The organism is Flavobacterium ranwuense, from assembly GCF_004349315.1.
GTDB classification, from domain to species: Bacteria; Bacteroidota; Bacteroidia; order Flavobacteriales; family Flavobacteriaceae; genus Flavobacterium; species Flavobacterium ranwuense.
Map to the genome: position 1 here is coordinate 216,325 of NZ_SMLH01000004.1, position 14,096 is coordinate 230,420.

At 36.9% G+C, this 14,096-nt stretch carries 13 protein-coding genes and 1 pseudogene; 11 read left to right on the forward strand and 3 right to left on the reverse strand.

The window, feature by feature from the left end; genetic code table 11:
• The first annotated feature begins 8 nt into the window (after positions 1 to 8).
• The 5 genes from E0I61_RS09230 to E0I61_RS09250 are packed head-to-tail and all read left to right on the forward strand — an operon-like array spanning position 9 to position 3,503.
• The gene (locus tag E0I61_RS09230) at positions 9 to 548 is read left to right on the forward strand and encodes a PRTRC system protein E (protein ID WP_132070893.1); all 540 of its coding nucleotides are present in this window, start codon (positions 9 to 11) and stop codon (positions 546 to 548) included.
• An 18-nt stretch (positions 549 to 566) separates the two neighbouring features.
• Complete coding sequence (locus E0I61_RS09235) at positions 567 to 785, forward strand: PRTRC system protein C (protein WP_132070895.1); 219 nt, start codon at positions 567 to 569, stop codon at positions 783 to 785.
• Positions 786 to 802: 17 nt separating this feature from the next.
• Entirely contained in the window at positions 803 to 1,975 is a 1,173-nt protein-coding gene (locus E0I61_RS09240; protein WP_132070897.1) for a hypothetical protein, read from the forward strand.
• Positions 1,972 to 2,697 carry a PRTRC system protein B gene (locus E0I61_RS09245; RefSeq protein ID WP_132070899.1) on the forward strand — a complete coding sequence of 242 codons (726 nt, stop codon included), beginning with the start codon at positions 1,972 to 1,974 and terminating at the stop codon, positions 2,695 to 2,697. Before E0I61_RS09240 ends, E0I61_RS09245 begins: the two co-directional genes overlap by 4 nt.
• A complete protein-coding gene (locus tag E0I61_RS09250) occupies positions 2,697 to 3,503 on the forward strand; it encodes a PRTRC system ThiF family protein (protein WP_132071120.1) in 807 nt (268 codons plus the stop codon). Before E0I61_RS09245 ends, E0I61_RS09250 begins: the two co-directional genes overlap by 1 nt.
• Positions 3,504 to 4,069: 566 nt before the next feature.
• On the opposite strand, the gene E0I61_RS09255 is transcribed toward E0I61_RS09250, so the two are convergent.
• The 3 genes from E0I61_RS09255 to E0I61_RS09265 are packed head-to-tail and all read right to left on the reverse strand — an operon-like array spanning position 4,070 to position 6,932.
• Positions 4,070 to 5,293, reverse strand: coding sequence for a hypothetical protein (locus E0I61_RS09255; protein WP_132070901.1), 1,224 nt, complete (start codon positions 5,291 to 5,293; stop codon positions 4,070 to 4,072).
• Complete coding sequence (locus tag E0I61_RS09260; RefSeq protein ID WP_132070903.1) at positions 5,290 to 5,730, reverse strand: QcrA and Rieske domain-containing protein; 441 nt, start codon at positions 5,728 to 5,730, stop codon at positions 5,290 to 5,292. Before E0I61_RS09260 ends, E0I61_RS09255 begins: the two co-directional genes overlap by 4 nt.
• Before the next feature lie 2 nt (positions 5,731 to 5,732).
• Positions 5,733 to 6,932: a di-heme oxidoredictase family protein gene (locus E0I61_RS09265; RefSeq protein WP_132070905.1), complete on the reverse strand. Its 1,200-nt coding sequence runs from the start codon at positions 6,930 to 6,932 to the stop codon at positions 5,733 to 5,735.
• A 63-nt stretch (positions 6,933 to 6,995) separates the two neighbouring features.
• Here E0I61_RS09265 and E0I61_RS09270 point away from each other — a divergent pair, with 63 nt between their 5' ends.
• From E0I61_RS09270 to E0I61_RS09290, 6 genes and pseudogenes are all read left to right on the forward strand, one after another.
• Positions 6,996 to 7,370: a DUF6660 family protein gene (locus E0I61_RS09270; protein WP_235832094.1), complete on the forward strand. Its 375-nt coding sequence runs from the start codon at positions 6,996 to 6,998 to the stop codon at positions 7,368 to 7,370.
• 107 nt (positions 7,371 to 7,477) lie between these two features.
• Complete coding sequence (locus tag E0I61_RS09275) at positions 7,478 to 11,797, forward strand: CusA/CzcA family heavy metal efflux RND transporter (protein ID WP_132070907.1); 4,320 nt, start codon at positions 7,478 to 7,480, stop codon at positions 11,795 to 11,797.
• A 12-nt stretch (positions 11,798 to 11,809) separates the two neighbouring features.
• Positions 11,810 to 13,078 carry an efflux RND transporter periplasmic adaptor subunit gene (locus E0I61_RS09280; protein WP_132070909.1) on the forward strand — a complete coding sequence of 423 codons (1,269 nt, stop codon included), beginning with the start codon at positions 11,810 to 11,812 and terminating at the stop codon, positions 13,076 to 13,078.
• Between the two features lie 24 nt (positions 13,079 to 13,102).
• Positions 13,103 to 13,432 (forward strand): annotated as a pseudogene (locus E0I61_RS16455) (MerC domain-containing protein); the annotation flags it as partial.
• A gap of 48 nt (positions 13,433 to 13,480) precedes the next feature.
• Positions 13,481 to 13,702: a GDCCVxC domain-containing (seleno)protein gene (locus tag E0I61_RS16460; protein ID WP_235832099.1), complete on the forward strand. Its 222-nt coding sequence runs from the start codon at positions 13,481 to 13,483 to the stop codon at positions 13,700 to 13,702.
• Between the two features lie 34 nt (positions 13,703 to 13,736).
• Entirely contained in the window at positions 13,737 to 14,096 is a 360-nt protein-coding gene (locus E0I61_RS09290) for a heavy-metal-associated domain-containing protein (protein WP_132070913.1), read from the forward strand.

Below are 14,096 nucleotides of genomic sequence, written 5' to 3' on the forward strand. Positions count from 1 at the left end.
TTAGCACGATGAACACAAATTTTTTCAATCAGATAGCACAGATGGACATACAAGGAGATTTGCACCTGACCATAGCAAAGGGAGCAGAAAACAACCTTATTGTATCGGTTATGCTCCAAAACGAACAATGCGGAGATAACGCAAAGAATATCATACCGCCCCTTAATCTTCGCGGAACAGCAGAAGAACTTGACAACGGTTTTTTTGAGAAGATAACCATACCTATACAGACTGCTTCGGGTTTAATGGTGGATATGGAAGGATTTATGAAGCAATTGGAAGAAACCAAAAAGCAATCGGCAATGGAGAAAGAAAAAGCCGACAGGCAGAAGAAAGAACAGGAAACCAAAGACAAGAAGTTTAAAGACGGCATGGCAAAGGCGGATGAATTGGAAAAAGAAGGCAAATTCCGTGATGCGTGGATGAAAGTACCCGAAATAACAGAGTTCCCCGAAAAGGCTGACGAGATACGCAGACGCAAAACGGAACTATCCGACAAGTTTTCCGCCCCAAGCCTTTTTGGAGCAGAGCATCAACAGAATGTATAACCGTAAAATTCAGAAATCATGTTATTAGCAACGCAATTGGAACGAGTGTTTGTACTCAAAGATAAGGGGCAGGATATTATACTGACCGATCCCGAACCACGTTGGAGCGTGGAAGCGGTATTGAATTTCTATGCCAATAGTTACCCCATTTTGACTACCGCCAAAATATCTGCACCCGCCATTAGGGACGATGCGGTCGAATACCGATTTGAGAGTGTAATGGGTACTAAAGGTTAAACCTAAATTTAAAAGCGATGAATTATGTACAAACATATCATATCGGGAACAATCAACCCTCCCGAACAAAAAAGACAAAGGCTGTTGTACCAACAGCTCAGCGAGTTCACTCATTGGATGCAAAAACCAAAAGATGCAAACGAGATTCAGAAAGACAAACGCAAATCAGTACCAACGCAAATGTTGCCAATGGTTTTCTAAAGACTTCTTTCCTGCCAAAACTCAAAGAAACGAAAACGGTACAGGCTTGTGAGAAAACAGCAAAAACGCAGAGGGATTTTTATAAGTCCCTTTCCAAACTTGCTGGGCATTACAAGATAGAACCCATGCAGACGAGCCAATTTGACTATCCCTACAATATGGCATTGGCTATATGGGATATGGAGGAAAAGCTAAAACAGAGTGTTTTAAACTGGCAGGAAATACGTTTGCTACAGGACAGTAAGAAAACCTATTTTATCAGTGAGGAAAAATACAACACAGGCACAACCCTGTATTATATTCCGATTGAACCGCTTTATCAAATGTTACACGACCCTAAGCGGAAAAGGAATGCCCAACTGCTTATTTCCGTTTGCTCTTACCTGTACTACATTGCTGATATTCCCTATTTCAGACAGGAAGACAGCTATCTGTATTGGATGTACGAAATGCACAAAGAATGGGTGGAACAGGACGATGAAACAGACGAAGCAGAAAAGTATCAACTTGAATTTAGAAAAGCGGAATTGATTGGGGATTGCATAGAACAAAAGATTTTTAATCGTATCAATCTTCAGGTATTTGAACAGCGATTAAATTCTTTTACGAGCCGTGATACCTTCGACCACGATTGTCGGCAGGTGGCTTGTACTGCCTTTGCTTTATACACCCAATACCCACAGGAAAGCATTTTCCGAAACGCACCCATAAAGGATGACCCCGACAATGAAGAGGACGAAAGCGAAACCATTGGCATGGAAAAGTACATTTCCTTTATATCGAACATCAAAGGATGGCTGTACGAGAGCATTACCGACAGCATCAACAACGAGTTTAACGAGTACGGAGCAATGCAGGAACCTACCATTTGCAAATGCTTTGACGCAAATGAGGTAATGAATACCAGTCTTGATTTTGAGAACAGATTATTTGCCCTGTTGGACGATATGTGCAGTCTATTGTATAACTATGAAACGACAAGAAAATGAATAACACAAACGACATAACCGCAAGTTTTGGGGCATTATACCACCCAAAATCCGCTTTGGTTTTCTATGAATCCAAAGGAACAGATACCAATGTATATGTGGAACATTTCGATATGGACAAAAACGGCAATCCCATTAATGCCCATCCACTCTCAGAAAGAGAAGCCAATGCATTGGCAAAGGCATTGCAGACTGAAAAGAACAAGGATAAAGCCTTTTTAAAATCCAATGGGATTTTGCCAACCAACATTCTGCATATCAATCCCAATACCGATAAAGGTGCGGTATTATGGTACACCAAGACGCAAAGGCGACAGCTGTATTTTGTGAACGATTTGAACATTCCGAGCGGTATGGCGAATGTACCTCCTATGGTTTGGTATGCCAGTAAAAACAGTCTTTCGGTATTTGCACTCACAAGCGACAGAAGACCGACAGAAAAAACACCATTGTATTTCGCGCCTTTTTTCAACATCTATGAAGACGGCAGAGTATGCATGGGGTCTGTCAATATCAACATCAAAAACTCCGCTTCGGTAGAGGAATTTACAGGGGCTTGGGAAGACTATTTTTTCAACAGCTATTTCAGCCATTTATTGGGGCAGAACAGTCCAATAACAGGCAATTGTGTACATCTTTGGAAAGACCTTGTCCAAACAGGGAAACCCTTTCCTAAAGAAGTATTGAAAAAGAAAAACAAAACACTTGAAAATCTATTATGATGAATACAGAGAAAATAAAAAAACATTTTACGGACAATTACCTGATAAGTCCGACAAACCCTATTACCGTAAACCTAATCGGTGCGGGTGGTACAGGCTCAAAAGTATTGACCGCCTTAATGGAAATAAATCACAGCTTAATTGAACTCGGACACGCAGGGTTATCCGTCCGCCTTTGGGATGATGATATTGTAACGAGTGCCAATTTAGGCAGACAGCGTTTTGCAGAGTGCGAAACAGGATTGTACAAATCCGTTGCACTCGTAAACCGTGCAAACCGTTTTATGGGAACGAATTGGAAAGCGGAAACCGTGAAATTTGAAAAAGACGAATTGAAAAAATTGCCTAAACACGCAGAGGCAAGTATTTATATTTCCTGTGTAGACAGCGTACAGGCTCGTTTTGATATTGCGGATATTTTAAACCTGCAAAACAACCGCAGACATCATAGAGACGCACCAAAATATTGGCTGGACTTTGGGAACAGCCAACATACGGGACAGGTTATATTATCCACTATCGGAGAGATAAAGCAACCCAACTCCGAGAAATACGAAACGGTGGCAAGCCTGCCATTTGTAACTGATGAATTTGGAGAATTATTAAAGCAGTCTGAACAACAGGACGACACACCGAGTTGCTCATTAGCGGAAGCATTGGAGAAACAGGAATTATTTATCAATTCTGCATTGGCTCAAATGGGATGCTCCCTTTTATGGAGCTTGTTCCGCTATGGAATGACCCAATACAGAGGGTTTTTCCTTAATCTGAAAGATTTCCGTTCACAGCCCATTCCAGTCACCTGACCCGAACCCCGATAGTTATCGGGGCGGGCGGCAAAAAGACAGACCCTTCCTCTGGTCGGGACAGTCTTTTTGCATTTAAGCGGTGCAACCCCTTTGCCAAAATGCACGCTTGACACTTACCGCGCTTCACATTTTATCAAACAGGTTGCGATCTGATTTATACGGGATATTCTTTATCCCTTTTGTTGTTTTAGAAGACTTCTTTTCTTTCCACATCAACGACCAAAGAAAAGAAGCAAAAGAAGGTCGCTTTGGACTTATCCAATTTTATTACTTTCTTTCGTGAGTACATCGAAAAAGAAAGTAACAAAGAAACCTCCTGTTATGCTCAATCCTATTTTAATAATCAATAAAAGATTACAAATTAAATAATTTTTCAAGTTCAAAATTTTGCATTTGATAAGCATTGCAAAAATGAATAGATGCTTGTGAAGTAAGAAATAGAAATAAGTTATTAATTAATCCTGATTCTGTTCCTACTTTCTCTTCGCTAAAAAAATCCAAAAAGGTGCCAAAACCTCACAGAATCCCATATTAGATTATTACAGTAAAAAAAGTACTAATTTCTAAAAATAAGTCGAAATCCCAATGTTAAACCCTGCAGTAGTTGCAGGAGGGTTTCCTAAAATATCGGTTTGTTTCTGATAGCGATAATTTAGTCTAAAAACAGTCTGTGTGGTTGGACGGAAACTTACCGCGGGCATGATGCTCCAGATATCGTATCCGATATTTTCACCCGTTTCATTAAAAGTTCCGACGTTCCAATCCACATATTCCAATCGACAAGCTATGTTTAATACTGCGTTTTCCCATCCTAAAATGTTTTTTTTAAGAACTGGTTGAACGATATCCATAAAGCCACCAAACTGTTTCTTTCCAAATTGTTGTCCATAGGTGCTCGGAACATCTACTTTAATCCACGCCCATTCACCCGTTATAAATGTTTTTACTTTTGGCAAAGTAGTGTTGAAGTCTATTGCAAAAACATCAACACGTCTTTTTTCGTCTATAATTACCCCATCATCTTTATACTTATTGTAAACCCCTCCCATATAGGATAGTCCTAACTCCCCAATTTTACTGTTTCGAATAGCAATTTTACCAGTAAATAAGGGTGTTCCGCTATTTATTTCTTCAAAACGTTCTGGATTGTTTTTGGCAGCTGGCAGAAAAGTTTTGTTCTCTGTATTTTCAATTATCGAATTATCGAAACTTCCTGAGAAATAAGCTTCATATCCAATCATCCAATTGTTCGAGTATTTTTTTCCAAAAAGCCCAGCCCCAGCATTGCTAAAAGTGCTCGGTAACATTTGTGTTGCTGAAATGGGTCTATCGGTAAATTCCCATTTTGGACCATCGTGATTCTGATTGAAAGCCCCAATAGGGTTCATGATTATTCCTCCTCTAAAATTAACCAAGGGATGAAATTCCACATCGACAGAGGCGAACTCTATGGCGATTTCTTTTCCGCCATCTTCAAATTCGATTTCGCTTAAAAATTTCACACGTTTGCTGATTGCCGATGACATAAATATGGTTAATCGTCTGGCCTGAAGTTGATGTCCTTCGGAAACGCCATCGGTGGAAAGGCGTTGCCAATTGGCTTCTAGATAACCTCCAACGGCTATGGGTGTTTTTCCAATATTTAAAAAAGGACGATTGTAAACAGCATCCATATTCAACGCCTGTTTTGTACTATCTTTTTGGGTTCTTTTTAGTAAACTGGAGTCTATTTGTGCATAGAAATTTAAGGAAAATAAAAATGTTATATAGAGGAATTTTAATCTCATTTTAATGATATTTTAAGGGTATTGTTATCTATTTTAATTGGAAAATTTCGTAAATTTCTGTCTGCTGGGCCGTTTTCTACACTTCCTTTGTTGCTAAATTCACTTCCATGTGCTGAGCATTGTAATTTGTCTCCAAAAACCTGTAATTCGGTTCCTTGATGTGTACATTGCATTAATAAGGCGCTATAATTATTGACACCAAATCGATAGACACAAATAGGATATTTCAGTTTCTCGTTTTGTATGATTATGTATTTTTTATATTTGATTGTTCCATTGTCTTTGATTTCAAAATCAGTTAATGGAACTAAAATATCAGAACCGTCTATGTCTTTTGCCAAAACTTGGGAAGAACTGCAGCTTTGCAGCAAAGAAGCACCTGCCAATCCTGCTAAACAACTAAAACCGCATGTTTTTAGAAACTCTTTTCTATTCATAATTACATTGATTTTATAAATTTGAGTAATGCCTCTTTGTCTGACTGTGAAAGATTCTGATAGTTAGTTTTACTATTGTTTGCTTCGCCGCCATGCATTAAAATAGCTTCTTCAATACTTTTGGCTCTTCCGTCATGCATTAGAAAATAGTTTCCTCCTTGGGAGTATTCGGAGAGGCCTATACCCCATAATGGCGGTGTTCTCCATTCATGTGTTTTTGCACTTCCTTCGGTATAGCCATCATCCAATCCGCTTCCCATGTCGTGTAGTAATAAATCAGTATAAGGAGCAAATGTTTTATTCGAAAGGGCTTTAATAGGTGAGTAGCCTGTCTTTAATTCAGATTTATGACAGCCTGCACAATTAATTTGATTGAAAATAGTTGCGCCTTTATTAACAGTTGCATCACCTTGATTGCGTTGAATAGGGGCTTTTAGTGTTTGTAAATAAAAAGCAACATCGTTTACGGTACCTGTAGCAATTTCAGGATCGATTTCCAGATGTGTATAGGTATCAATAGGTCTGAATACGGATGTTATTCCCATATCTTGATTGTATGCGTTTGCCGTTTGATGTAATAAACTATGAGCTCCTGCTTTTTTACCAAAGCGACCAATATATTTTCCGTTTTGAGAAACAGCATTTGATGTTGGGATTACAAAATCAGGAATGTCTATCCAGTTTGGAACACCGGATATTCCATCGCCATCACTGTCAGTAGGATCTGCCATCGCTAAGATAGCTGCATCTGTAACAGATTCTAAAAATCCTAGACCTGTATTTGCAGGTGGTGTAAATTTGGCAAAAGTAGCTCCAGATGGGATTTGTTCGGGTAAAAAACCAGGTAATGATCGATTTTGTAATTGTGGACCACCTAGGTTTAAGAATAAGTTTCCTGTTTCATCAATTTGTCCAAAACGGGTAAGTGTGGTAGAGGGGTGTCCTTTACCATCGCCAGCATGACAGCTGATACAGCTTGACGCAACAAAGGTAGGGCCAAGTCCTGTTTCGCGGGTAAAAACCTCATTGAACGCCGCATCACCTTTTAAGAAACGTGCTAACTCTTCATGAGAGAGTCCTTCTACGGTTCCATCTAAAACTTCATCATCAGCAGGAATTTCAGTATAGTTTTCATCACATGATGTAAATAACAGGAGCAAGAGTATCGGTATAACTCTAAAGAACAAGTGTGCGGTTTTCATTTGTGTAAATTAAAATTTAGACAAATCTAAATAAATATTTTAACATGTCAAAATAAATTAAAAATGAATCGGTATAAAAATCATCTAAATTTTATTCTTACTTTTACATCTGTGAAATGGATGAACCTCATACTATCAATTTATCTAATAGCACTTTCGTTTTTGCCTTGTGCTGATTTGGAAGTAAATAGTCTGGCACATACATCAAAAGAACTTTCCTCCGATAACGAAAACCATTCCCACAATAAAGAAAAAGATTTATGTTCTCCTTTTTGCATTTGCAATTGTTGTGGTGCACAGATATCCAGTTATTTTCCAACCATCACTTTTGATTTTCTTACAGTTTCGGCAATTATCAAATTACCATTACCAACTTACAAATCAATTCTTTCTGCCAATTTCTACGGAAGTATCTGGCAACCGCCTCAAATAGTATAATGAACCCCGTCCCGACACTTCGGGATTCGGGATGACGAGTTGTAGACTTTCTACAAAAACATACAGACAATCTCTTGTCTATATTCTCATTCATTATACCTTAAAAAATGTTAGATAAAATAATACAATTCAGTATAAAGAATAAATTCATTATACTATTATTCACCTTGGTTCTTATATCTTGGGGCAGCTATTCTGTTAAAATTTTACCCCTCGATGCTTTACCCGATGTAACCAATAATCAAGTACAAATCATTACTACGGCACCTACTCTTGCCAGTCAGGAAGTGGAACAATTAATCACGTATCCGCTTGAACAAGCTGTAAAAACCATTCCAAAAGTCATCGAGTTACGAAGTATTTCTCGATTTGGATTATCAGTGGTTACTGTCGTATTTAAAGACGATGTAGATATTTATTGGGCAAGAGAGCAAATTTTTCAACGCTTAAAACAAGCCGAAGAAAACATACCAAAATATGCAGGTACACCCGAATTAGCACCAATATCAACAGGTCTTGGCGAAATATACCAATATGATGTGTATGCCAAAAAAGGATATGAGGATAAATACGATGCGATCAAGTTAAGAACCATTCAGGACTGGATAATTATTCCGCAATTACAAGGAATTGAAGGAGTTGCCGAAGTAAGTACTTGGGGTGGTAAACTTAAACAATACGAAATTGCAGTAAACCCAAACACGCTTAACAGTTTAGGTGTAACGATTACTGAAATTTTTGAGGCATTAGAAAAAAACAATCAAAATACAGGTGGTGCATACATTGAAAAAGACCAATATGCTTATTTTATTCGAGGTGTTGGTATGGCAACGGGTATCAAGGATTTAGAAAATGTGGTGGTCAAAAACAGAAATGGTTCGCCTGTTCTTATTCGAGATGTCGCGTCCGTAAACGAAGGAATATCATTACGATATGGCGCTTCAACCAAAGACGGAAAAGGAGAAATTGTTTGTGGATTGGCTTTAATGCTAAAAGGCGAAAACTCTAGTGCTGTGGTGGAAAGGATTAAAGAAAAAATGATCCAAATCAACAAAACTCTACCAGAAGGAGTGGTTGCCGAAGCTTTTATCGACAGAGGGAAATTAGTAGATAATGCTATTGGTACAGTTACCAAAAATCTGCTTGAAGGAGCACTTATTGTAATTTTTGTGCTGATATTATTTCTGGGAAACCTTCGTGCAGGATTAATTGTAGCATCGGTTATTCCGTTAGCAATGCTTTTTGCGGTTATTCTGATGAATTATTTTGGCGTTAGCGGTAACTTAATGAGTTTAGGAGCAATCGATTTTGGAATTATTGTCGATGGTGCAGTAATTATTGTCGAAGCTACGATGCACCATTTACAGAAACTTAAAAGGGAAAAGGATTTAACCCAAGCTGAAATGGATACTGAAGTATATAAATCAGCTTCAAAAATTCGTAACAGTGCCGCTTTTGGAGAAATTATTATCTTAATTGTGTATTTACCAATATTAGCATTAGTCGGTACAGAAGGAAAAATGTTCAAACCAATGGCAATGACCGTTGGCTTTGCCGTTATTGGAGCGTTTATATTGTCATTAACGTATGTTCCTATGATGAGCGCAATGTTCCTATCAAAAAACACCGAACACAAACCTAATTTTAGTGATAAAATGATGGGATGGTTCGAAAGAATTTATGCGCCATTTTTAGATACAGCTTTACGATTAAAAAGAGTGGTTTTAGGACTTGCCGTTGGACTTTTTGTTTTGGCAGTTGTAGTGTTCCAAAATATGGGAGGCGAATTTATTCCAACTATCGAAGAAGGTGATTTAGCGATCAATGCTACCATTATGACAGGAAGCTCATTGACACAAATGGTAAAAACAACCACCGAATATGAAAAAATCTTAAAAGCAAAATTCCCGGAAATAAAAACCATAGTTTCAAAAATTGGTAGTGGGGAAATCCCGACTGACCCAATGCCAATAGAAAGTGGCGATTTGATTATTGTGCTTAAAGACAAAAGTGAATGGACTGGTGATTATGAAAATTGGGAAGATTTGGCGAATGCAATGAAAGAGGAAATGGAAGCCATTCCTGGTGCAAATATTGAAATATCCCAACCCATTCAAATGCGTTTTAATGAATTGATGACGGGAAGCCGAAGTGATATTGCGATTAAAATTTTTGGAGATGACTTGGAAGTTTTAGATACAAAAGCGACTGAACTTATTTCGAAAGTAAACAACATAGAAGGCATTGGCGATTTGAAAGCCGATAAAGTAACAGGTTTACCACAAATAACAGTTAAATATGATTACAATAAAATTGCTTTGTATGGTTTGAATATTGCAGATATCAATCAAATTATTCGTTCCTCCTTTGCAGGTGAAAGTGCTGGTAAAATCTACGAAGAAAGCAAACGTTTTGATGTGGTAGTTCGAATGAACAAAGACAACCGAAGCGATATTACCGATGTTAGCAATTTATTTATTCCGTTACCAAACGGACAACAAGTACCACTTTCACAAGTAGCATCCATTGCTTACGAACAAGGTCCGGTACAAGTTAGTCGTGAAGATGGAAAACGAAGAATTACCGTGGGTTTAAATGTTCGGGGTCGTGATATAAAAAGTGTTGTTGAGGAGATTCAACAAAAATTAGATAAAGATTTTAAACTTCCAGCAGGATATTATATTACGTATGGTGGGCAGTTTGAAAATCTGGTAGAAGCTACAAAAAGACTTTCAATTGCTTTACCCGTTGCCTTAGGTTTAATTATGGTGTTATTGTTTTTTACATTCAATAGCATCAAACAAGCAGCATTAATTTTTACTGCCATTCCGTTATCTGCCATTGGAGGTGTTTTTGCCTTGTGGTTACGAGGAATGCCATTTAGTATTTCGGCTGGAATTGGATTTATTGCTTTGTTTGGAATTGCGGTGTTAAACGGAATTGTATTGATTTCTTATTTCAACCAACTCAAAACAGAAGGAATTACAGATCCATTACAACGGGTATTAATTGGTACAAAAACCAGACTTAGACCAGTATTAATGACTGCTGCAGTAGCCTCTTTAGGATTTTTACCTATGGCTTTATCAACCAGTGGCGGTGCTGAAGTACAAAAACCATTAGCAACCGTAGTTATTGGCGGCTTATTCTCGGCAACATTACTAACATTAATCGTTTTACCAATTTTATACTTACTCTTTGAAAAAGGAATTAAAAGAAGAAAAAAAATGTCAAATCCAATTGTAACAGTAATCGTTTTATTAATTAGCACTGTTTCTTTTGCTCAAAACAGTCAAACGATTACATTAGAAAAAGCGATCGAAATGGCTAAATCAAATAACATCGATTTAAAAATTGCCGACAAAGAAATAGAAAAACAAACGGTTCTCAAGAAAACAGCTTTTCAAGTTGATCCATTGCAGGTCCAATACCAAGGCGGACAGTTTAATAGCGTTGCTTATGACCATAATGTTTCTGTTCAACAGTATTTCCCAATTGGAAAAATAACAAAAGCCAATCGACAATTACAGGAAGAGTTAATAAAACTGGCTGAAAAACGAAAAGCATTATCGGAATATGAAATTGAAAAAGCAGTTTCGTTAGCGTACTATCAATATTTGTATGGGGGTTCTGTTCAAAAATTAAATAATGAGTTGAACGATATTTACAGCAAATTCCTCAAAAATGCAGAACTGCGTTTTAATACCGGAGAAAGTGGCAATATTGAAGTAATTAGTGCCAAAGCCAAAGTAAAAGAAATTGAAACCCAAAAAGCACAATTAGAATACGATTTGATGGTGTATCAAAAGCAATTACAGTATTTTATTCAGACAGATAACAATATTGTACCTGATACAACTACTCCTTTGCAGTATACAAATCTAACTGATTTGAATACCTCGAAAGTAGAAGGTTTGGTAAACGATTATTACCTGCAACAAATTTCTGTATATCAAAAAGAAGCCAATACCTTCAAGGCAATGCGAACACCAAAGGTGGGATTAGGATATTTTGCACAAACCATTGATACAAAATCGTTGTTTCAGGGGTTTACAGCTGGCTTGCAAATTCCGTTGTTTGGTGGCGTAAATACGGCTCGTGCAAAAGCCTCGGAGATAAGTATTTCACAATCGCAATTAGAATTAGACAAAAGCAAATTGACTTTGAAATTACAAATGCAAGAATTACAAAATGAGTTCGAAAAGCAGAAAAAAGGTTTGGTTTATTATCAAAATGAAGGTTTGCAATATGCGGATCAAATCATCATAACGGCTCAAAAAAGTTATGCCAACGGCGATATGAGCTACTGGTCCTATATCAGTTTTCTAAATCAGGCAATCGATATTAAAAAGCAAAATGCAGAAGCGATAAACGCCTACAACCAAAGTGCGATTCAATTGCAATTTCCATCATTCCCTAATAATTAATTAATCATCAGTATGAAAAATATAATAATAAATACAATTTCAAATATCAAGATTAGAACATCGTTCTTACTTCCTGCTTTTTGTTTTTTTCTGCTCATTTCTTGTGGCGAAAAGAAAGCAGAGGATGTACACGAAGAGGAAAAATCAGAAAATGAAGTAGCTTTAACCGAAAAACAATTTAAAACAATCGGTATTGTAACGGGAAGTATAGAAATGAAAAACCTAAATACCATTATTAAGGCAAATGGTTACACTGCTGTTCCACCTCAAAATATGGCAAATATTTCCACTTTAATTGGTGGTGTTGTCAAAGATATTTATGTGTTAGAAGGTACTTATGTAGCCAAAGGTAAAACTTTAGCAACCATTCAAAACCTTGAAGTTACAGAAATGCAGGAAGATTATAATTCGGCTATTGCCAATATCGAATACTTACAATTGGAATACAATAGACAAAAAACATTAAGCGATGAAAATGTAAATCCACGTAAGATAGTTCAGGAAGTAAAATCAAAATTAGCAGTCGAACGAGCCAGAGCACAAGCAGCAAAAAACAAATTACAAGCATTAAACGTAAGTTTAAATGGAAAAAGTTCTTTGATTCCTATTGTCTCACCGATTAGTGGGTATGTAGGGAAAATAAGCGTGTCCAAAGGAGCTTTTGCCGAAACGGGTGTTACACTTTTTGAAGTCGTAGATAATAGCCAAATGCACTTGGATCTGAATGTATATGAAAAAGACTTAGGGACTATTTCAGTAGGTCAGGAAGTCGATTTTGTATTAACCAATCAGTCGAATAAATCCATCAAAGGGAAAATATTTGGAATTAATAAATCCTTTTCTAACGAAAGTAAAACGGTGGCGGTTCATGCCAAAATAAATCCAGGCGATGCCAAAGATTTAATTTCCGGAATGTATGTTTCTGCCAATATCAACATCAACAATCAAACCGTTCAAGCATTGCCAAAGGATGCAATTGTTAGAAATGGAGATAAATATTTTATTTATATCCAGAAAGACCCACACGAGGAGAAACCAGCAGTAAAAAAAGAAGATCACAAACTCGAAGAAGGAGAAACACAAGCTGAACATAAAGAAGGCGAAACAGAGGAGCAAAACGAAGTGCATTTCAAAGCGATTGAAGTGGTACCGGGAACGACCGATTTAGGCTACACCGAAATCAAGTTGGTTGAGGAAATTCCTGCTAACGCAAAGATTGTGATTAAAGGGGCTTTCTATTTATTGGCGGCAATGAAAGGCGGCGGTGAACACGAACATTAATAATCAATCTTTATAAATTAAAATATGAAACTAAAATCAAACATCGATAAATTAGGGACTTTAGGGCTTTTTGTTACAGCCTTATTTTCGCCTTGTTGTTTTCCGCTATTTGCTTTTGGTGCATCTGCGCTTGGATTAGGAAGTTTTGAGCTTTTTGGTGGATGGACAATTTGGATATTTTCAATAATGGTTTTGGTTTCCATCGGTGGTTTAATAATTTCGTTTCGTAAGCACCGTAGTTGGTATCCTTTATTTATTGCTATTCCAAGCGCAATATTTATGGCCTATGCTATTTTGATTAATAGTAATAATCACCTTATTTATGTGGGTATGTTAGGGATGTTAATTGCAACAGCGGTAAATTATTACAGAAATAAGTTAGACCATAATTGCGAAACTTGTATAACATATGAAGGGAAAACCGTTGAATTGAAATCAACTTTAACCTGTCCAAATTGTAAACATAAAAAAGTAGAAATAATGCCAACCGATGCTTGTCAATTCTTCTATGAATGTGAAAAATGTAAAATGGTACTCAAGCCGTTAGAAGGTGATTGCTGTGTTTATTGTAGTTATGGTTCAGTAAAATGTCCACCAATACAATCAGGCGAAAATTGTTGTTAATTAATAATCATAAAGTATAATTTAATTTTTAAAAATGAAAAACTCAATCTTAAAATCAATGTTGCTGTTAGTAGCAATATTCTTTATTTCAAATGCAGCTGTTGCGCAACAAAAAAGCCATCAGAAAGCAGTAATCAAAACCAATATTTATTGCGACCACTGTAAAGAATGTGAAACCTGTGGCTTAAAATTCAAAGACCAGATGTTGAAAATTAACGGTGTGAAAATGTATGAACTGGATGAGAAAAAAATGACCATTACGGTCTATTATAATCCTAAAAAGACTGATTTACAAACTATAAAAGTAGCTATTTCAAAATTGGGGTATGATGCTGATGAAGTAAAAGCAGATCCTTCAGGATATGAAAAATTAGACGGCTGTTGCAAAGTATAA